The sequence below is a fragment of the Christiangramia sabulilitoris genome, assembly GCF_007050985.1.
Lineage (GTDB): Bacteria > Bacteroidota > Bacteroidia > Flavobacteriales > Flavobacteriaceae > Christiangramia > Christiangramia sabulilitoris.
Genome location: NZ_VHSF01000003.1, coordinates 644899 through 664317, shown reverse-complemented (window position 1 = coordinate 664317; position 19419 = coordinate 644899). Strand labels below are relative to the sequence as shown.

The window sequence follows — 19419 nt, the reverse complement described above, 5'->3', positions numbered from 1 at the left end:
ATTTTAGTATTTTAGAATAAATTTTAACCAATAAGCCGTTTTTCGGTATAAAAAAGTAGAGCAATGACAGGTACATTAAACAAAGTAATGCTAATCGGGCATACCGGAGATGACGTTAAAATGCATTATTTTGAGGGTGGTGGATCTATTGGTCGCTTTCCTCTGGCTACAAACGAGAGCTACACTAACAGGACTACCGGTGAAAAGGTGGTAAATACAGAGTGGCACAACGTTGTTGTTAGAAACAAGGCTGCTGAAATTTGCGAAAAATACCTTAAGAAGGGGGATAAAGTTTATATTGAGGGACGCATTAAAACCCGGAAATGGCAGGACGATCAGGGAAATGAAAAATACTCTACCGAGATCCACTGTACAGAATTCACCTTTCTTACTCCTAAAAATGAATCTTCAGGTGAACCGGCAGGCAGCAGTTCTCAAATGAGCGGAAGCCAGCCTGCTAAGCCGAAAAGTGATAGCTTTGCAAATAAGAATGAATCATTTTCCCAGCCAGAAGAGGAAGATGATTTGCCATTCTAAGTTTAATTAAAATTTTTGCCTTTGGATTCGGAACCTCCCAGTTTGCTTTTGTTTTGGGCCACAATGGGAATTACCCAACTTATCAGCTTAATATTTTTATTTGTGCTATTGTTTTGTTCTGCCTTGATATCAGGTGCAGAGGTAGCTTTCTTTTCTTTAACCCCGGCTAATTTTATTACCGAAGACGGGAAGAGATCCAAAACTCAGAATATCGTTATCAACTTGCTGGAAAAGCCTAAAAAGCTTCTGGCGACGATCCTGGTGGCCAATAACTTTATCAATATTGCTATCGTATTATTATTCGATAGTCTCACCGATGATTTGTTTGCCGGAATCAACACCGAATTTTTCGGGATCGATCTGCGCTTTATTTTTGAAGTTGGGCTCGTGACCTTCCTCATTTTATTATTTGGAGAGATCCTGCCCAAGGTCTATGCCAGTAGAAACAAAGTTCAGTTTTCAAATTTTATGGCATATCCCATAAACATCCTGGATACGCTTATCTCCCCTTTAAGTACGCCAATGCGTGCGGTCACTCTTTATTTCCATGAAAAATACGGGAAGCAACGATCTTTTATAAGTATAGATCATCTTTCACAGGCATTGGAATTGACCAGTGAGGAAGATACCACCCGGGAAGAGCAAAAGATCCTGCAGGGAATTGTAAGCTTTGGGAACACAGATACAAAACAGGTGATGAGGCCCAGAATGGACATTTTCGCCTTGAACGAAGAAAGCTCTTTTCACGATATTTTTCCACAAATAATCGAAAATGGATATTCCAGAATTCCTGTGTATAAAGAAAATGTGGATAATGTAACCGGTATCCTGTATATCAAGGATCTCCTGCCATATCTTAATGAAAAGGCTTTTGAATGGACCAGCCTATTAAGGGAGCCGTATTTTGTTCCTGAAAATAAAAAGCTGGATGATCTCCTGAATGAATTTAAAAACAAGAAGAACCATCTGGCCATTGTGGTGGATGAATATGGCGGGACTAGTGGCTTAATTTCGCTGGAGGATATTATTGAGGAGATCGTAGGGGATATTAGTGATGAATTTGATGATGAGGACCTGATCTACTCGAAGCTGGATGAGAATAACTTTGTGTTCGAAGGAAAAACTCCCTTGAAGGACTTTTATAAGATCGCCAGGATCGAAGATCCAACGGTATTTGAGGATCAAAAAGGCGAGGCAGATACCATGGCAGGTTTTTTACTGGAGATTTCAGGAGGTTTCCCTAAAAAGAATGATGTTATTACTTTTCTTAATTATTCATTTAAGATAGAGGTGATTGATGATAAAAGGATCAAGCAAATCAAGCTTAGTATAGAACCGGTATGAGACTGATCATTTCCTTTCTGCTGCTCGCAGTCCTTAGTATTTCCTGCAAGGATGATCCCAGGCCCAAACCAAAGGGTTTTTTGGCTCTTGAGTACCCGAATGCAGAATATGAAAGAGTGGATATAGGCTGCCCCTACACTTTTGATAAAAATGTAATTGCAGAAATTTCGCCTTCAAGAAACCGTATACCCTGCTGGATACAACTGGATTATGATGAAATGAAAGGTTCTGTTTTTATTACCTATCAACCTGTGGAAAATAATCTTGACTCTTTACTTTCAGACGCGCAGAAACTTCCTCTGCAACACACCATCAAGGCAGACTTGATAGAAGGCGATGTGTATACCAATGATTTAAACAGGACTTACGGGATGTTTTATGAGGTCGATGGCAATGCCGCATCACAAGCACAGTTTTACCTTACAGATAGTACCCACCATTTTCTAACCGGCTCGGTTTACTTCAAGAGCCTCCCCAATTTCGACTCAATTGTTCCGGCTGCAGATTACTTAAAGGCTGATATTCGGCACCTTATGGAAAGCTTAAAATGGAATTATTAACAGTCTTTGTTTGTAACATAGCTAGAGAATAGGTTAAAACATTGCGAAAATTTACTATAATTGTTAAACAAACTAAAAATTTAACAATTATGAAGCAATTTTCTTTGAGTTACTTCAAAGTGATTTTCTTGCTGCTTTTTCCTTCAATACTCCTTTCGCAGGAAGTACTTACAGGAAAAACGATTAATGAAGCTACAGGTCAGGTAGTTCCATTTGTTAACGTAGTGGAGAAAGGAACAAGTAATGGAACTACCAGTGATTTTGAAGGTAATTATGAAATTACCGTTGAATCGCTCCCAACAACTTTGGTGTTCTCATATTTAGGATTTGAGACTCAGGAGATCAATGTTACTGACAATTCGCCATTGACCGTTAGATTTGTGGAATCTGCGGCAGCTTTGGATGAAGTAGTGGTTACCGGACTTGCAACATCTATTAAAAGAGAAAATGCGGCCAATGCAGTAGCCTCTCTTTCTGCAGATGAAATTTCCGGTAGGACACCGCCTCCAACACTGGACGGAGCTTTATATGGTAAATTTGCGGGTGCTACAGTTAGTGCTAACTCTGGTGCGCCAGGGGGAGGACTATCAGTAAAATTAAGAGGAGCAACATCAATACAGGGTAATACCCAGCCATTATATATTGTTGATGGAGTGTATATTGATAACTCTTCAATTGCCGCTGGTTTAAATGTGGTTTCTGCAGCGGCTGCTGGTGGAAGTGCTTCTAATCAGGATAACCCATCTAATAGGATCGCAGATATTAATCCGGAAGATATTGCAAATATTGAAATTCTTAAAGGGGCATCTGCAGCGGCGATATATGGATCAAGAGCCGCAGCTGGAGTTGTGATAATCACAACCAAACGTGGTAAAGCCGGAGAAACAAAATTTAATTTCTCACAGGCCACAGGATGGACCGAGGTAACAAACCTGTTGGGGCAAAGAAATTATACAGAGGATCGAGTTTTTGATCTTTTCTACTCGGCCAGTGAAGATCCAGTTGCAGATCAGGCTTCCAGAGATGCGGCAAATGCACAGGTGGCATTATTTTCTCAAGCGAGAGATTCAGGAAATTTAGTGGATTATGAAGAAGAGTTATTTGGTGAGAAAGGTCTTATAAGTATTACCAATTTTAGTATGAGTGGAGGTGGTGAAAAAACTAAATTCTTTACTGGGATTACTCATAATGATGAGAATGGAATTGTTTTAAATACCGGATATAAGAAAACTTCACTTAGATTAAATCTGGATCACAGACCAACAGATTTTATTAAACTGGGATTAAGTTCAAGTTATATTCACTCGTCTTCTAACAGGGGATTCTTTAATAATGATAATAGTGGAACAACCTTAGGTGTAAGTCTGGTTTCTACATTCCCCTGGTATGATCTTTTTCCTAATGAAGATGGAGTCTATCCGGATTATGCTTTAGGTGCATCAAATATTTTGCAAACAAGAGATTTGGTAAGAAATAATGAAACTGTAAACAGGTTTATCATTGGAGGAACCGCCAATATTGATCTTTATAAGGCAGAAAGCTCTAGTTTAGAGCTGATATTACGTGGAGGCTTGGATTTCTACGGACTTAAAACCCGGGCTATATTTCCCAAGGCATTGCAATTTCAGAAACCTTCTAATGGTGGGTTAAATGGAGTTGCGGTTCAGGGAGATACACAGAATAAAAACTATAACCTTTCCGGATTTCTGGTTCATAACTATTTTACAGATAACAATATTAATTTTAGAACTCAAGCTGGTCTTACCCGGGAATATTTCGATAGGAATACACAACTTATCACGGCTACTGGATTAGTTGCGTCAGAAACGAACGTTGATCAGGCAGCGAACACCGGAGTAGATCAAACCAGATTGCGCCAGGAAGATTCAGGATTTTTTGTGCAAGAGGAAGTAAATTATCAGGATAGAATAATAGCTACTCTGGGTTTAAGAGGAGACAAGTCATCCAATAACGGCGATGCAAATAAACTTAATTACTACCCGAAAGCATCTGTGGCTGTTAATTTTAATGAATTTGATTTTTGGAATGATTCAAGCGAATGGGGTCAATTCAAGTTAAGAGCAGCTTATGGCGAGGCTGGAAACTTCCCTCCTTTTGGAGCTTTATTTACCTCCTATAATACATTCTCTACAGACGGACTTTTAGGTATTAGTTTGATAAATGTGCAAGGATCAAAAGATCTTAAATCTGAAAGACAAAAAGAGTTTGAATTTGGTACTGATGTAAGCTTTTTTCAGAACAGGCTGAATTTTTCTGGAACTTATTATATTAAAACAATTGATGATCTAATTCTTCGATCTGCGATCGAACCTTCAACAGGATTTACTACCCAATTTGTAAATGCAGGGGAACTTCAAAATAAAGGAATTGAACTTTCTATTGATGCGGTTCCTGTTCGCACAGAGGATTTGAACTGGAGTGTTGGTGTGAATTTTTTCAAAAATACTTCTGAAATAACTCGCCTGGATGTAGATCCATTTAATATCGGCGCTTTTGGAGCAACACTTGGAACTTTCAGGATTGAAGAAGGTCAAAGCGCTACTCAGATCGTTGGTATTGGAACGAATCCTGGTCCAAATGGATTTCAGAAATATGGCGATGCAGAACCAGACTTTCAAATGGGTTTTAATTCTCAATTAATTTATAAGAATTTTGATCTATCTTTTGTTTGGCAATGGAAAAATGGTGGGGATAATATCAACTTAACTGCCCTGCTAACCGATCTTAATGGGACCAGTCATGATTACGATACTATAGATCTTGATCCTTCAGGAGAACTTGGGAATGGTCCTTATCGTGTAAGTCAGCTTGGTTCGTCGGCTGAGGTATTTGTTGAAGATGCTTCTTATCTTAGGTTAAGGGAACTGGGATTATATTATAACGTGCCAGGATCTGTCTTCGAAAATTTTCTTGGAGGCAGTATAGATAGAGTTAAACTAGGATTTTCCGGAACTAACCTTATAAATATTTTTGATTATAATAGTTATGATCCTGAAGTTTCTAACTTCGGTTCTAATGGGATTTTCACCGGGGTGGAAGTAACACCATTCCCGTCCTCAAAGAGATATTTATTTCATTTAGCAGTTAATTTTTAATAGATACAAGATGAAAAAAATTATAAAAAACATATTTCTTTTCCTCACCATTGCAGGTATTACTGGCTCTTGTGAAGTAAAAGAATTTTCAGATTTAAATAATCCGGAGGTAGATGCCTTTCGGGAGAATCTTACCCGCGGTGATCTGCAGGATTTGGTGGGAGGTTTGTTCTATAGTATGAGATTACGCCTGGGAACTTATTTTGATGATACTGGCGTGCTTGGAAGGGAGTACTGGAGGTTTTCAAGTTCTGATCCTCGTTTTACTGCAGATCTTCTTGGTAAGGACGATGCTGTTCTGGATAATAATACTTTTTATATCACCGCTCCCTGGGCAGAAAGATATAAAACTGTTAAAATGGTAAACCTTATTCAGGATTATATCGCTAACAACGATCTCTCGTCGCAATTAACAGATGCCGAACTCAACTCTACCTTAGGTTTAATTAAAACTTTAAAAGCTCATGAGCTTTTGCTTAATCTAAATCTAACTTATGAGAATGGAATTAGAGTAGATGTTTCTGATCCAGATAACCTAGGTCCCTTCCTTTCATATTCTGCCTCTCTTGAAGCGATTAGAAGTTTATTAGATGAAGCAGCATCGGACTTACGGGCGGGTGGTGATGAATTCTTTTTTAATTTGCCTTCTGGGTATTCTGGTTTCAATACTCCAGATAGCTTTCTAGAATTTAACCAAGCCCTGGCGGCTAGAGTTGCTGCATATCAGGAAGATTATACTGCTGTTTTAGAATATCTGGAAGATTCTTTTCTTGAATTGAATTCAGATTTTGATATGGGTGTCTATTATAATTTTTCTGCAGATCAAACAGACCTTCTAAATCCTATGTTTTTTCCTGTAGAGGCAACCACCGCTGGAGCAAGAATCGTACATCCAACTTTTATAGCAGATGCAGAGCAGGACGATGCTCGTTTAGATAAAGTAGCAATCCGGGAAGAAGCATTAGCATTGGATAACCTAAGTGGTCAATACTCTGTTTTTAGATATAAATCTAATGTAGATGATATTCCTATCATTAGAAATGAAGAATTGATCCTTCTTTATGCCGAAGCAAACATTTTTATTAATCCTTCAGAAGCTGTTGATGCTTTGAATATTATAAGAAACGCTGCCGGTCTTGATGATTATTCGGGACCAACAACCGAAGCGGCTCTAATAGATGAAATGTTGTTGCAGAGAAGGTATTCCCTGTTTGCTGAAGGTCACAGATGGATTGATGTTCGAAGATATGACCGACTGGACGATTTGCCAATTGACAGAGAGGGAGATAATGTCTTTGCTCAATTCCCTATACCGCTAAACGAAAATCAATAATTTATCATTCATTTTAATTTGAAATCCATTCCAATTGTATTGGAATGGATTTTTTAATTTGATACCATTCCTATAATTTATATTCGCGCTCATAACTGAAAACTTCTATTGGTTTGAAAAATCTTAAATGGATCTATTTGATCATTCTTTCCATCGTGTGGGGAAGCTCCTTCATCTTGATAAAAAAGGCTTTAATAGGTTTAACGGCATTGGAGGTGGGTTCTTTCAGGATTATATTTGCCGCAGTTTTTCTCATCCTTGTTGGCTTTAAAAGTATTAGCAGGCTCTCTTTAAGACAATGGAAATGGATCATATTGTCAGGATTCCTGGGTTCTTTTTTCCCGGTCTATCTATTCGCTTATGCTGAAACAGAAATAGACAGTGCCATAGCTTCTATTTTAAACGCAACAACACCCTTATTAACTCTTATCTTCGGAGCTTTGTTTTTCCGGTCGGTTTTCAGCCAGAATAAGATCACGGGAGTTATTGTAGGTTTATTAGGAACGGCGGGATTGATAATTAGTGGTGCCAGTATAAACCCGGATCAGAATTATATGTATTCGATATTGGTGATCATGGCGGCTGCCTGTTACGCGATGAATGTAAATATTCTTAAAACCAGGATGAGCGATATCTCACCATTAGGTATAGCTGCAGGAAATTTCTCTGTGTTGTTCCTGCCGGCAGTGCTGATTCTGTTCCTTAGCGGATTCTTCGAAAATGTAGAATTCAATGATGCCTTTCAGTTTTCGATCCTGAGTGTAGCTATATTGGGGATTATAGGAACCGGGGTAGCTATGATCATTTTTAATAAACTTGTGCAGATCTCAGATCCGGTTTTTACAACCTCGGTTACTTATACCATACCCGTTGTAGCTTTGGGCTGGGGAGTTATGGATGGAGAGATATTCAGTTTCTGGCAATTGATCTCTGCCTTTGTGATTCTAATAGGTGTGTTCATTGTGAATAAATCCAAAAGCCTGATTTCAAGATATCGCAAACAGGCTATATAAAAAAAGCCCCGTTAAAGGGGCTTTTTATATGAAGTTTATTAGAAATTACTCAGTTGCAAAATCACTTTCCTCAACACCTTCATTCACCAGAATTTCAGATACTTTGAATTCGAATGACTGTGGTCCCATGCTTTGGGAGATCATAAATGGAAACTTCACGCCTTCCACTTCTTTATAATCACTATAAAGGGTAGGAATGGTCATGGTTTGACCGGCCTGAGAAACAGACTTTACAGACTTCACCTTTAAACCAGTTTCTACAGAATAAAAGTTCTTGTTGCTGTCATCCATTTCAACCACATATGCGTCTTCTTCGTTTACTTTCTCTATACCGCTAACTTTAGCGTTTTCGGCATTTAATTCAGGAAAGATCTGCGCATCGGTTTTAGCCATGGCGATCTGCTCTTCATTATAAGGCATTTTTTGTCCCTGAGCCATAACGTAACCGGTATTGCCATCAAAAACCTGCATGTTCATAACATTCCCGCCCATAGAAATAGACTGGTTCATTTTTCCATCACTGGTCTTTTTCATCTCAAGATCAAGCTTCATTCCCTGGATCTCAGCCTGGGCGATCATCACCATGCTTTCTATATTCATCACAGAATCTTCACCTCCGATAGCCTCGATATATTTCGAGAAAACGGCATCGGCGGTAATAGCAGGATCTAATTCTTTCTTAACCGGCTTTGCTATTGGTTCCCCTAATTTGTTATAGTATTTAACCGGAATTGTATTTCCATTCCACTTTATCTTTTCCAGGTTTTCAGCAATATCTGAAGCCTTTCCTGCCACAACTATTCTCATATTATCTATTTGATAATATTTGTTGGCAACACGTTTGATATCTTCAGCAGTCACTGCATTGATCTTAGAAAGGAAATTTTCGTAAAAGTCCTTTGGAAGATCGTTAGTCTTAACGTTTAAGGCGTAACTGGCGATCGTCGAAGGGCTTTCAAGTCTAAGAACGAAATCTCCGGCGAATTTACTCTTGGCGTTTTCCAGCATCTCTGCATCCACCAGTTCTGTTTTAATCCTGTTGATCTCTTTAAGAGATTCTACGATAGCACTGTCGGTAACCTCATTTCTTACACTTGCCTGGGCCACGAATCTGGAAGCATATTTATCTGCACCGGTACTTGTTCTGGCGCCATAAGTATATCCTTTATTTTCTCTTAGGTTCATGTTAAGATAGCTTCCAAAGCTCCCTCCTAAGATCTGGTTTGCAACCAAAACAGGGAAATAGTCCTCATCATTCATTTTAAGTTTGATGGTATTCTGCAACCTTAGCTCGCTTTGTACAGCGTTTGGCATATCAATTAAGTTGATCTGCGTTTCTTTCACATTGGCTACTTCAGGTAATTCTTTGGTTTTTGGAGCGCCTTTCGCCCAGCTTCCAAAATTCTTTTTGACCAGTTTTTTTACTTCATCTTTCTTTACATCTCCTACTATAACCAGGTATGCGTTGGCAGGTTTAAAGTAACTGTTATAAAAATCCTTTACATCCTGTAAGGTCACTTTCTCTGTATTCTCTACCGTGGCAAACTCACCATAAGGGTGGTTTTTTCCATAGGCAAGAGCTGCACTAACACGGCTGGCGATAGCGCCAACATTCTTTTCGTTAGCCTTAAGGCCTTCTATCTGTTTTGTTTTTTCAGCCTCAAATTCTTCCTGTGTAAAATTAGGTCTAAGGGCACCTTCAGCCATTAGCTCCATAACTCTTGGGAAAAATTTGGAAAGCGAACTGGCATAAGCACTTTCAGATCCAAAGTTGAGGTTGGCACCTAAGAAGTCGATCTCTTCATTAAAAGCATCTTTTGAAATATTCTTGGTTCCAGTTCCCAGTAACGAGGAAACCAGTGCGGCTGTAGCCGGCTTTTCCTCGGCATGGGGAGTATTGTCTATGATTAGTGAAGCCGAAACTCTTGGGAGCTTATGGTTCTCTACGATTAATACTTTCAGACCATTGTCCAGTACAAATTCATCTGGTTGTCCCAGATTTATTTTTGGAGCCGGTCCCGGTTCCGGCTGCTTCGAGCGATCTACCTGAGCGAAAGACGCTGTGGTAAGAAAACAGGCAATAAATAATGTAAGTATATTGAATTTCATTCTTTCTTTGTTTTTTAGGTTATTCCTTGGCACTTTCAGGTAAGTAATCCAATTCTAATCTTTGGTTTTCCTGTAGATACTGGTTCGCAACTCTTTTAATATCCTCCCTGGTGATATTTCTGTAGATCTCGATCTCTTCATTGATTAGATCTGTATCGTCATAAAGTACACTATAAGTTGCCAGCGAAGAGGCGATGCCCTCGATACTGCTGTTAGAATTCACAAACCGATTCTCGAATTTGTTCTGTAATTTCTGATACTCCTTTTCAGAAATAAGTTCAGTTTGAAGTTTTTCAATTTCCTCATCCATGGAAACAGCAAGGGTATCCAGTGGTGTATCTCCAAGAGCTAAAGCTCCCATAACATAGGTACCGTAATCTTCCTGCGATCTTGGGAAAGCAAGCACTTGCAGGGCAGTTTTTTCTACGTCTACCATTTTCTTGTACATTCTTGAGCTCTTACCATCTGTAAGTATTGATGAGATCATGTCCAGTACATATGCATCCCTGTCTACCATTGATGGAGTGCGATAAACGAACAATTTCGCCGGGATCTGAATATTACTGTCATATTCGGTGGCTTCAATAGTTTCTGTAATAGGTTCCTCTTCGATCTCCACTCTTTCAACCTCAGGTCCTTTTGGAACTTCACTGAAATATTTGGCGATCATCTTTTTGGTATCCTGAATATTTATGTCACCTGCTACAACCAAAGTCGCGTTATTAGGTCCATAATATTTTTGGAAGAAAGATTTGAATTCATCAAGTTCTGCAGCGTCAAGATCTTCCATAGTCCCAATCACAGAATTTTTATAAGGATGCTTGTCAAATACATATTTGTTAATTCCGGTTGCATAGATGATCTTTCCGTATGGAGCGTTATCGATCCTGGAACGTTTTTCTTCCTTTACAACTTCATTTTGAGTTTCTACTCCAATTTCATTAATTACCGGGTGAAGCATTCTTTCAGATTCCATCCATAGACCCAGTTCAAGGTTGTTAGACGGGAAGGTTTCGTAGTAATAGGTCCTGTCCTGAGTAGTGTTGGCATTATTACTTCCGCCATTTGCAGCCACGATATCGAACCATTTTCCACGTTCAATATTTTCAGTACCTTCAAAAAGTAGGTGTTCAAAGAAATGGGCAAAACCAGATCTTCCGGGTTGCTCATCTTTAGCACCTACATGGTACATTACTCCTACTGTTACCACAGGAGCAGTATTGTCCTGATGCAGGATCACATCCAGGCCATTTTCTAATTCATACTCAGTAAATTCTACTTCCTGAGCAAATCCTGCAGCTCCAACAAGGAGAGAGCAGAATATTAGCTTTAATTTGTTAGTCATTTTCAATAAATTTTTTTCAGTTATTACATTAGTAACCAAGTAAGCGAATAAGTTACAGATTTATACTCTGAAAATGCTAATCCTCTCCATTGTGTTAAAATTAACAGGCTATTAAGGCAAAAAACGCTACTTTTTTAGGAAATTTACTACCAAAACTATCAAATTGCTATGGGCAAATTCAGTATTCCAATTAAATACGGAGTGGCTATTTCAGCCGGATTAATCGCTTACTTTTTAATTCTTTCAATATTCAATTTACATGTATACCCATTATTCAGCTTATTCAATGGGGTAATCATGGCTTATGGGATGTATGAAGCTCTAAAACATTACAGGTTGCATAAAGGGAATAAGTTCAAGTATCAAAAAGGGTTTATGGCTAGTTTATTAACCGGCTTTAATGCTACGATAATATTCACCATATTCTTTGGTCTATACGCTGCCGAGTTCAATCCTGGGTTTTTGGATGATCTTATTACTGTATGGATAGTGGACTATAATACCAATATTGGTATTGTATTGTTTGTGGTAGCTGTGATGGGCTTCGCAACAAGTCTGGTGTTGACGCTTTCTTTTATGCAATTATTTAAACAATCCTGGAACACCAAAGAAGCTAAGAAGCATACTTTGTAACCAACTTTGAAAAAGTAAAAAACCTTTGTCAATTAATTAATTAGGATTATATTTGCACCCGCTTGCGTGAAAACGTGAGATTTATTTTAAGTATTTAAATAATTAATTATACGCTATGTACGCAATTGTAGAGATAGCAGGGCAGCAATTTAAAGTTGCAAAAGACCAGAAGGTTTTTGTAAACCGTTTAGCAGGAGAAGAAGGAGACAGTGTTTCTTTCGATAAAGTTCTTCTGACTGCAGATGGAGACAATATTACCGTTGGCGCCCCGGCTATAGAAGGAGCTCTTGTTGGAGCAAAGATCAATCGTCACTTGAAAGGTGATAAAGTTATTGTATTCAAAAAGAAAAGACGTAAAGGTTACCGTGTTAAGAACGGTCACAGACAAGCCCTTACAGAACTTTTAATTGAAGGGATAGACCTTAAAGGTGGTAAGAAAGCAACTTCAGCTAAAAAAGAAGAGCCTAAGAAAGAAGCTAAATCTGAGTCTAAATCAGGTGATCTAAGTCAGCACACTGTAGTTGAGCTTAGAGAAATGGCTAAAGAAAAAGGTGTTGAAGGTTATTCTTCAATGAAGAAAGCAGAACTAATTGCTGCATTAAGCTAAATTTAAACTACTAAAAACGCAATAAAATGGCACATAAAAAAGGAGTTGGTAGTTCCAAGAACGGTAGAGAATCAGAATCGAAACGCTTAGGTGTGAAGATCTTTGGTGGTCAGGCTGCCGTTGCAGGAAATATTATCGTAAGACAAAGAGGTACGGCTCATCGTCCAGGTGAAAATGTATATGCCGGAAAAGACCATACTTTACATGCTAAAGTTGACGGACTTGTGAAGTTCACAAAAAAGAAAGATGATAAATCTTATGTTTCTATTGAGCCTTTCGATGCTTAATTAAAACAAACTTTTATAAGTATACAGAACCCCTTTCTCAGGATTGGGGTTTTTTTATGGCTATTATTTAAAATGTTTAATTATATTGTAAAAAAATTAAACAAAATGAAAATTGCTGAAGAATATGAATTTGATGAGAGGCAGATAGACCGGATAATCTCCATGGCCTGGGAAGACCGCACTACCTTTGAAGCTATAGAATATCAGTTTGGATTAACTGAAAAACAGGTGATTACTTTTATGCGGGAACAGATGCATCCCCGTAACTGGAGAAAATGGAGAGCGAGAGTTCAGGGGAGACCTACCAAACATGAGAAGCTTAGAAATGATTCGGTTAAAAGATTTAAAAGTAAAGCTCAGCGGCAGATTACAGGAAACAGGATCTCGAAAAAGAAATACTAAGAAAAAATCCCCGTGGTAACGGGGATCTTCACAAAAACCAAACAAAAGGCCAGATCAATTTAAAATATAGGTGCTAAGTAAATTGATCTCATCGCCTTTATAGGAATATTGATAAAGTGTATTATTCCCAACCATGAGCAATTTTTCATCCAGAGGGATGACATCATAGGTATTTATGTCAGAAAAATGACCAATTTGCTCAAGGCTGGGAGTGTTTTTTATATCAAATACTTTCAATCCGTCATTTCCATCACAAACAAATAACCAATCGTCTTTCACGCCCAGACCATAGGGATTGGTCATTTCATAGGTTTCAACAATTTCAGGATTTTGTTTATCTGAGATATCCACTACGTCCAACTGATTGAAATTCTGTTCGCATTCATTGCCCCCTCGAATGGTGACGTAGGCATAATTATCCTTTACCACCACCGGGTCACAGCCAAGTACATGTTGTAAAAAAGAAACCTGCTTTGGAGCCGCGGCATCCTCAATACTATATATATACATACCGGTTGCGCTGCCTAAATATAAATGGTCCTCGTAATTGAAAATGGTTTCTATTCGCCAGCCGGCATATTCAGAGCTTACCCTGTTTGGATCGGAGGGATTTGAAATGTCAAATACAGACAGGGCTGTTTCATCTGCTAAATAAAGAAAATCCTTGTTAATACTGAACCTGGACATGCTGCCCCCGGTTCCGCTTCGGTTTCCGCCTGAAACACTTTCAAAGCTAAGCCAGTCGGTATCCATGGTGACCATTTCAATTTTCCTGGTTTCGAAGACATAGCCCACGATTACTTCATTTTCCTGGTTAAAATTCTCAAAATCAACATAACTTGCACCTGCAGGTGCAATATGAAAATACGTAGGGAACACATCTTTTAACCGGTTTGTTTCCTTAATATTGTTCATATCGCTGATGTCAAAAACCACCAGATCCATTCCGCTGTCTGCATATAGTTTCGCATCACTTATCGCGATGTCCTTATTTCCGGGAATGTTAATGAATTTTATTTTAACCGGATTGCGAGGGTCCTGGTTGTCCAATATATGAACTCCTTCATTCTTGTCGTTCACAAAAATATAATCCTTCCAGGCGTAAATTTTCCCTGATTCTTTAATTCCTTTGGGTTGTTCAACTTTCACCGAAGCTCTAAAATCTGCAATACTTTGAGTAACGGGAACAGCAACGGTAACCAGGTTTGACTCTTGCTCTTCACTGCAGGAAGAAAGAAATAGGAATGCCAGGAGCAAGGGAAACAGGAAGAGCTTTTTCATTTTTTATTCTATTGGTTAATATAAAGATGCAGGAGTGGGAATTTGGTTGCGTAGGTACGTAATAAATTTTTTCTGTCACTTTGTCAGAACTCTGTTTAGTCCTATCTTTGCGATTCTAAAAACCGACCGGTTATTACAGTTTTATGGAGAAGACAATAGACGAAAAAAAGCAGGGAAACTCTTTAGTGCTTGAACAGAAAGCAGAGAACAGTCGTAAACTTTTCATTGAAAGTTACGGATGCGCTATGAATTTCAGCGATAGTGAAATTGTAGCTTCTATTCTTTCCAAAGAAGGTTTTAATACCACCCAGAATTTGGAGGAGGCAGATCTTGTTTTGGTGAATACCTGTTCTATCAGGGAAAAAGCTGAACAAACTGTTCGCAAACGTCTGGAGAAATATAATGCCGTAAAGAGGATAAATCCAGGGATGAAAGTTGGAGTACTGGGTTGTATGGCCGAGAGACTTAAAAGCAAATTTCTCGAGGAAGAGAAGATCGTAGATCTGGTCGTGGGACCAGATGCCTATAAGGACCTTCCAAATCTTATCAACGAAGTCGAAGAAGGTAGAGATGCCATAAATGTTATCCTTAGCAAGGAAGAAACTTACGGTGATATTTCGCCTGTAAGGCTGCAAACAAACGGTGTTTCTGCATTTGTATCCATTACCCGTGGTTGTGATAATATGTGTACATTTTGTGTGGTACCATTTACCCGTGGCAGGGAAAGAAGCCGTGATCCTCAAAGTATTATTGAGGAAGTGAATGACCTCGCTGCCAAAGGATACAAAGAGATCACCTTACTAGGGCAGAATGTGGATAGTTATCTTTGGTATGGCGGCGGATTAAAGAAGGACTTTAAGAATGCCACCGAAATTCAAAAAGCGACCGCTACCAATTTTGCCGGGCTTTTAAAGCTGGTTGCCGAAGCACAGCCAAAAATGAGAATTCGCTTCTCTACTTCCAATCCCCAGGATATGACTCTGGATGTTATAGAGGCCATGGCTAAATATCGTAATATTTGTAATTACATTCATTTACCGGTACAAAGTGGGAGTGACCGTATTTTGAAAAAAATGAATCGACTTCACACCAGGGAGGAATACTTCAGGCTTATAGATAATATTAAAAAAATGATTCCGGGCTGCGGAATCTCTCATGATCTTATCACCGGATTCCCCACAGAAACCGAAGAAGATCATCAGGACACTCTGTCCCTGATGGAATATGTTCAGTATGATTTTGGCTATATGTTCGCATATTCTGAAAGACCAGGTACTATGGCCGAGCGTAAACTTGAGGATGATGTACCGGAAGAAGTAAAGAAAAGAAGGCTGCAGGAAATAGTAGATCTTCAACAAAAGCATAGCAAGCGAAGAACAGAAAGGTTCCTGGGACAAACTGTTGAGGTTCTCATCGAAAGAGAATCGAAAAAATCTGCAAACCACTGGAGTGGAAGAAATTCTCAGAATACAGTAGTGGTATTTGATAAAGAAAATTATCAGGTAGGAGATTTCGTGAATGTAATAATTAATGATTGTACCAGTGCAACCTTGATCGGGAAGCCGGTAGGTTATAGCGATAATAATTAAATAGTATTAAAGCATAATTTTCGGGATTATGCTTTTTAGCAATACAGAATATTTCTAAATGGAATCAGTACAGGCGATAAAACAGCGATTTGGGATCATTGGTGACGACCCCAAACTAAATCGTTCAGTAGAAAAGGCGATACAGGTTGCGCCAACAGATATTTCGGTGCTTGTTACCGGAGAGAGTGGTGTGGGTAAAGAAAGTATCCCCAAGATCATTCATGCCCTCTCTCACAGGAAACATGGGAAATACATAGCAGTGAACTGTGGGGCCATTCCTGAAGGAACTATAGACAGTGAATTGTTCGGTCACGAGAAAGGAGCATTCACCGGAGCTACCCAAACGAGGAATGGATATTTTGAGGTTGCCGATGGCGGAACTATATTTTTAGATGAGGTTGGTGAACTGCCTTTACCAACCCAGGTGCGTTTGTTGCGGGTGTTGGAAAATGGAGAATTCATCAAGGTAGGTTCTTCCAAAGTTCAAAAAACAAACGTGAGGATCGTAGCGGCTACGAACATCAATATGTTCGAGTCTATTAAGAAAGAGAAATTCAGAGAGGATCTTTACTATAGATTGAGTACCGTGGAGATCAACCTGCCGCCACTTCGCGAGAGAAAAGATGATATTCACCTTTTATTCAGAAAATTCGCTTCAGACTTTGGCCTGAAGTATAAAATGCCTACGATAAAACTGGAGGATGATGCCGTGGACCTCCTACTAAAGTACAGGTGGGGTGGAAATATCCGTCAGCTAAGAAATATTGCTGAACAGATCTCGGTTCTGGAACAGAATAGAATTATAAGTGCTTCAGATCTGCGGCATTACCTGCCCGATGTTGGAAGTAATCTTCCGGCGGTGATTTCAGATAAAAAACAGGAGAGTGATTTTAGTAATGAGCGGGAGATTCTTTATAAAGTTCTTTTCGATATGAAGAGTGACCTGAATGATCTGAAGAAACTTACCCTTAAATTGATGCAGGAAGGTGATTCCAAGCAGGTACAGGATGATAATGAAGGTTTAATTCAGAAGATCTATGGAAATAGCGGCGATGATATTGATGAGGCAGATATCGATGACGACCAGTTAAATGTTCTGCAAATTCCACAGCAAAATAATTCTACGGCAAGACAGGAAGAAAAAGATAAATACTATTTTGCTGAAGAAATTGAGGAAGAGGAAACGCTATCTCTTCAGGATAAGGAGTTAGAACTCATAAAGAAATCTCTGGAAAGACATAGCGGTAAACGTAAAGCTGCTGCCGAAGAACTTGGGATAAGCGAACGAACACTTTACCGAAAGATAAAACAGTATAATTTGTAGTAGCTTTCAGCCCCTGGATCAAGCCGATAAGCCGAATTTAATATTTTGGATCTTATCAGCTTAGTGCTTAAAGCTTACAGCTAAAAACATATGAAGAAATTATTTTTTATTTTTTGCTCCGTACTTCTATTAAGCCTCCAGTCCTGTGGTATTTATTCTTTTACGGGTGCAGATACCGGCGAGGCAGAATCTTTCCAGGTGAACTTTTTTCAAAATAATGCAGATCTGGTAGAACCGGGTATAGACCGGGCTTTTACTATTTCTCTTCAGGATCTTATCCTTAATCAAACCAGTCTTAACCTGACCAATACCAATGGAGACCTTATCTTTGAAGGAGAAATCACAGAGTATTACATCTCTCCTATGTCTGCTACTGCCCAAAATACGGCAGCCCAGAACAGGTTGACCATAACGGTGAATGTGAGATATTACAATACCCTGGAGCCGGATAAGGATTTTGAACGTAGATTCTCATTTTATTTTGATTATCCTGCGCAGACTCAACTTGTAGGTGCTGCCCTGGAAACCGCTTTAGATGAAATTTATACGAGACTAACTCAGGATATTTTTAATGCGGCTTTAACCGATTGGTAATGGATATAAAAGCGCTAACAAATTTACTGGAAAACCCGGGTGAGATCACCGCAGAGCAAACCCGAGAGATCGAAAAGATCTTGGTCAAAGCTCCTTATTTTCAGGCGGCGCGGGCTATCAGGTTAAAGGGCTTAAAAGAGCACCAGGAATTTAGTTATAATGACGCTTTAAAAAAGACCGCCGCATATACCACAGACCGCAGTATTTTATTTGAATTTATTACCTCGGCAGAATTTAATCAAAATCAAATTGCCAAACAGATACGTGACCAGGAAGAAAGGTTGATGCAGATGACCGTTTATGAGCCAGAAGAGGTGCATGGACGCAGGAGTATTGATATCAATGAGGCCATAAAGATGAAGCAGTCTGAATCTGAATTGGTGATGGATCCTTCTTTATTTGAAAGACATGAACCTGTAGAGGAGGAAGAAATCCAGACTGGGCAAAAAGAAAGTTCTTCTGAAGATGAGCTTGGAATTGGAAAGCCTTTGGAATTTGACGGGAGGGAATCCCATTCTTTTTCAGAATGGTTAAAACTTACCAAAGCACAGCCTATTGAAAGAGAAGAGAGTGCAAGGAATGAGCAAGATGAAAACCGTTCGCGTAAATTCGAGCTGATAGAAGAATTCATTTCTAAGAATCCTAAAATAAAGCCAGGTAAAATTGCCAATAAAGCGAACCTGGCAGAACAGGGTACAACTGCCCCGGAATCCCTTATGACAGAGACTCTGGCTAAGGTATATCTCGAGCAGAAAAACTATAAAAAAGCCATCCAGGCTTATAAAATATTAATTTTGAAAAATCCCGAAAAAAGTGGTTTCTTTGCAGACCAAATTCGGGCAATAGAGAAATTACAAGACATTAATAACGAATAAGAATGAGTACATTCACTATTTTTTTAGCTTTAATAATTATCGTAGCATTTTTGCTGGTAGTTGTAATTATGGTACAGAATCCTAAAGGAGGAGGTTTATCTTCATCTTTTGGAGGTGGTGGTCAACAAATGGGAGGAGTTAAGAAAACCACAGATTTTCTTGATAAAAGTACCTGGACCCTGGCTACCTTATTATTAGTATTGATTCTTCTTTCGAATGTAGCCATTATGGATGCACCTGCGGGAGCAGCTACAAGGGTTTTTGAAAGTGATGAACCTGTAAATACAGAGGTTCCTGCAGCTCAGAATCCAGCTCAACCGGTAGAGACTGACAGTGCACAGTAGATTTTCACAAAACATTATAATTTAAAAATGCCAGCTTATGACAAGCTGGCATTTTTTTTTGGTTAATGGCAGGAATAAATCGCTGGCATAATTTTAGGAATATCCCTAAGCACGATTAAAAAATTA

Annotated in this window: 18 protein-coding genes; 15 read left to right on the top strand and 3 right to left on the bottom strand. The window is 38.9% G+C overall.

Annotated elements, in window-relative coordinates:
* Nucleotides 1–63 precede the first annotated feature (63 nt).
* The 6 genes from FGM01_RS13180 (at nucleotide 64) to FGM01_RS13155 (ending at nucleotide 7903) form a co-directional block, all read left to right on the top strand.
* Entirely contained in the window at nucleotides 64–537 is a 474-nt protein-coding gene (locus tag FGM01_RS13180) for a single-stranded DNA-binding protein (protein ID WP_143411631.1), read from the top strand.
* Between the two features lie 21 nt (nucleotides 538–558).
* Complete coding sequence (locus tag FGM01_RS13175) at nucleotides 559–1881, top strand: gliding motility-associated protein GldE (RefSeq protein ID WP_143411630.1); 1323 nt, start codon at nucleotides 559–561, stop codon at nucleotides 1879–1881.
* Entirely contained in the window at nucleotides 1878–2441 is a 564-nt protein-coding gene (gene gldD, locus FGM01_RS13170) for a gliding motility lipoprotein GldD (protein WP_143411629.1), read from the top strand. The genes FGM01_RS13175 and gldD overlap by 4 nt, the downstream gene beginning before the upstream one ends.
* Before the next feature lie 89 nt (nucleotides 2442–2530).
* A complete protein-coding gene (locus FGM01_RS13165; protein WP_143411628.1) occupies nucleotides 2531–5557 on the top strand; it encodes a SusC/RagA family TonB-linked outer membrane protein in 3027 nt (1008 codons plus the stop codon).
* Between the two features lie 10 nt (nucleotides 5558–5567).
* Nucleotides 5568–6890: a RagB/SusD family nutrient uptake outer membrane protein gene (locus tag FGM01_RS13160; RefSeq protein WP_143411627.1), complete on the top strand. Its 1323-nt coding sequence runs from the start codon at nucleotides 5568–5570 to the stop codon at nucleotides 6888–6890.
* 107 nt (nucleotides 6891–6997) lie between these two features.
* Nucleotides 6998–7903: a DMT family transporter gene (locus tag FGM01_RS13155; RefSeq protein WP_166435230.1), complete on the top strand. Its 906-nt coding sequence runs from the start codon at nucleotides 6998–7000 to the stop codon at nucleotides 7901–7903.
* A gap of 45 nt (nucleotides 7904–7948) precedes the next feature.
* On the opposite strand, the gene FGM01_RS13150 is transcribed toward FGM01_RS13155, so the two are convergent.
* A complete protein-coding gene (locus FGM01_RS13150) occupies nucleotides 7949–10012 on the bottom strand; it encodes a M16 family metallopeptidase (protein WP_143411625.1) in 2064 nt (687 codons plus the stop codon).
* Between the two features lie 19 nt (nucleotides 10013–10031).
* Nucleotides 10032–11357 (bottom strand): M16 family metallopeptidase, encoded by a 1326-nt coding sequence (locus FGM01_RS13145; RefSeq protein ID WP_143411624.1) that lies wholly within the window; start codon nucleotides 11355–11357, stop codon nucleotides 10032–10034.
* Nucleotides 11358–11525: 168 nt separating this feature from the next.
* On the opposite strand from FGM01_RS13145, the gene FGM01_RS13140 reads away from it, so the two are divergent.
* The 4 genes from FGM01_RS13140 to FGM01_RS13125 all read left to right on the top strand — a co-directional run bounded on the left by FGM01_RS13140 (nucleotide 11526) and on the right by FGM01_RS13125 (nucleotide 13286).
* The gene (locus tag FGM01_RS13140) at nucleotides 11526–11990 is read left to right on the top strand and encodes a DUF4199 domain-containing protein (RefSeq protein WP_143411623.1); all 465 of its coding nucleotides are present in this window, start codon (nucleotides 11526–11528) and stop codon (nucleotides 11988–11990) included.
* A 115-nt stretch (nucleotides 11991–12105) separates the two neighbouring features.
* Nucleotides 12106–12597: a 50S ribosomal protein L21 gene (rplU, locus tag FGM01_RS13135; RefSeq protein ID WP_143411622.1), complete on the top strand. Its 492-nt coding sequence runs from the start codon at nucleotides 12106–12108 to the stop codon at nucleotides 12595–12597.
* A gap of 26 nt (nucleotides 12598–12623) precedes the next feature.
* Nucleotides 12624–12884: a 50S ribosomal protein L27 gene (gene rpmA / locus FGM01_RS13130; RefSeq protein ID WP_143411621.1), complete on the top strand. Its 261-nt coding sequence runs from the start codon at nucleotides 12624–12626 to the stop codon at nucleotides 12882–12884.
* A 105-nt stretch (nucleotides 12885–12989) separates the two neighbouring features.
* The gene (locus tag FGM01_RS13125) at nucleotides 12990–13286 is read left to right on the top strand and encodes a TIGR03643 family protein (protein WP_143411620.1); all 297 of its coding nucleotides are present in this window, start codon (nucleotides 12990–12992) and stop codon (nucleotides 13284–13286) included.
* A 54-nt stretch (nucleotides 13287–13340) separates the two neighbouring features.
* On the opposite strand, the gene FGM01_RS13120 is transcribed toward FGM01_RS13125, so the two are convergent.
* Nucleotides 13341–14567, bottom strand: a complete 1227-nt coding sequence (locus FGM01_RS13120) for an LVIVD repeat-containing protein (RefSeq protein WP_143411619.1) — start codon at nucleotides 14565–14567, stop codon at nucleotides 13341–13343.
* A gap of 143 nt (nucleotides 14568–14710) precedes the next feature.
* On the opposite strand from FGM01_RS13120, the gene miaB reads away from it, so the two are divergent.
* The 5 genes from miaB (at nucleotide 14711) to secG (ending at nucleotide 19293) form a co-directional block, all read left to right on the top strand.
* Nucleotides 14711–16156: a tRNA (N6-isopentenyl adenosine(37)-C2)-methylthiotransferase MiaB gene (miaB, locus tag FGM01_RS13115; protein WP_143411618.1), complete on the top strand. Its 1446-nt coding sequence runs from the start codon at nucleotides 14711–14713 to the stop codon at nucleotides 16154–16156.
* A gap of 58 nt (nucleotides 16157–16214) precedes the next feature.
* On the top strand, nucleotides 16215–17480 hold the full coding sequence (locus FGM01_RS13110) for a sigma-54 interaction domain-containing protein (RefSeq protein WP_143411617.1): 1266 nt from the start codon (nucleotides 16215–16217) through the stop codon (nucleotides 17478–17480).
* A gap of 90 nt (nucleotides 17481–17570) precedes the next feature.
* Nucleotides 17571–18074: an LptE family protein gene (locus FGM01_RS13105; protein WP_143411616.1), complete on the top strand. Its 504-nt coding sequence runs from the start codon at nucleotides 17571–17573 to the stop codon at nucleotides 18072–18074.
* Nucleotides 18074–18949, top strand: coding sequence for a hypothetical protein (locus tag FGM01_RS13100; protein ID WP_143411615.1), 876 nt, complete (start codon nucleotides 18074–18076; stop codon nucleotides 18947–18949). Before FGM01_RS13105 ends, FGM01_RS13100 begins: the two co-directional genes overlap by 1 nt.
* A gap of 2 nt (nucleotides 18950–18951) precedes the next feature.
* Entirely contained in the window at nucleotides 18952–19293 is a 342-nt protein-coding gene (secG, locus tag FGM01_RS13095; RefSeq protein WP_143411614.1) for a preprotein translocase subunit SecG, read from the top strand.
* The last annotated feature ends 126 nt before the right edge of the window (nucleotides 19294–19419 follow it).

Bases quoted from the DNA above. Each gene is read 5' to 3' on its own strand.
- FGM01_RS13140 (WP_143411623.1), top strand. From the start codon at position 11,526: ATGGGCAAATTCAGTATTCCAATTAAATACGGAGTGGCTATTTCAGCC.
- FGM01_RS13165 (WP_143411628.1), top strand. From the start codon at position 2,531: ATGAAGCAATTTTCTTTGAGTTACTTCAAAGTGATTTTCTTGCTGCTT.
- FGM01_RS13160 (WP_143411627.1), top strand. From the start codon at position 5,568: ATGAAAAAAATTATAAAAAACATATTTCTTTTCCTCACCATTGCAGGT.
- FGM01_RS13150 (WP_143411625.1), bottom strand. From the start codon at position 10,012: ATGAAATTCAATATACTTACATTATTTATTGCCTGTTTTCTTACCACA.
- FGM01_RS13100 (WP_143411615.1), top strand. From the start codon at position 18,074: ATGGATATAAAAGCGCTAACAAATTTACTGGAAAACCCGGGTGAGATC.
- rpmA (WP_143411621.1), top strand. From the start codon at position 12,624: ATGGCACATAAAAAAGGAGTTGGTAGTTCCAAGAACGGTAGAGAATCA.
- FGM01_RS13180 (WP_143411631.1), top strand. From the start codon at position 64: ATGACAGGTACATTAAACAAAGTAATGCTAATCGGGCATACCGGAGAT.
- secG (WP_143411614.1), top strand. From the start codon at position 18,952: ATGAGTACATTCACTATTTTTTTAGCTTTAATAATTATCGTAGCATTT.
- FGM01_RS13105 (WP_143411616.1), top strand. From the start codon at position 17,571: ATGAAGAAATTATTTTTTATTTTTTGCTCCGTACTTCTATTAAGCCTC.
- FGM01_RS13120 (WP_143411619.1), bottom strand. From the start codon at position 14,567: ATGAAAAAGCTCTTCCTGTTTCCCTTGCTCCTGGCATTCCTATTTCTT.
- FGM01_RS13145 (WP_143411624.1), bottom strand. From the start codon at position 11,357: ATGACTAACAAATTAAAGCTAATATTCTGCTCTCTCCTTGTTGGAGCT.
- gldD (WP_143411629.1), top strand. From the start codon at position 1,878: ATGAGACTGATCATTTCCTTTCTGCTGCTCGCAGTCCTTAGTATTTCC.
- miaB (WP_143411618.1), top strand. From the start codon at position 14,711: ATGGAGAAGACAATAGACGAAAAAAAGCAGGGAAACTCTTTAGTGCTT.
- FGM01_RS13110 (WP_143411617.1), top strand. From the start codon at position 16,215: ATGGAATCAGTACAGGCGATAAAACAGCGATTTGGGATCATTGGTGAC.
- FGM01_RS13125 (WP_143411620.1), top strand. From the start codon at position 12,990: ATGAAAATTGCTGAAGAATATGAATTTGATGAGAGGCAGATAGACCGG.
- rplU (WP_143411622.1), top strand. From the start codon at position 12,106: ATGTACGCAATTGTAGAGATAGCAGGGCAGCAATTTAAAGTTGCAAAA.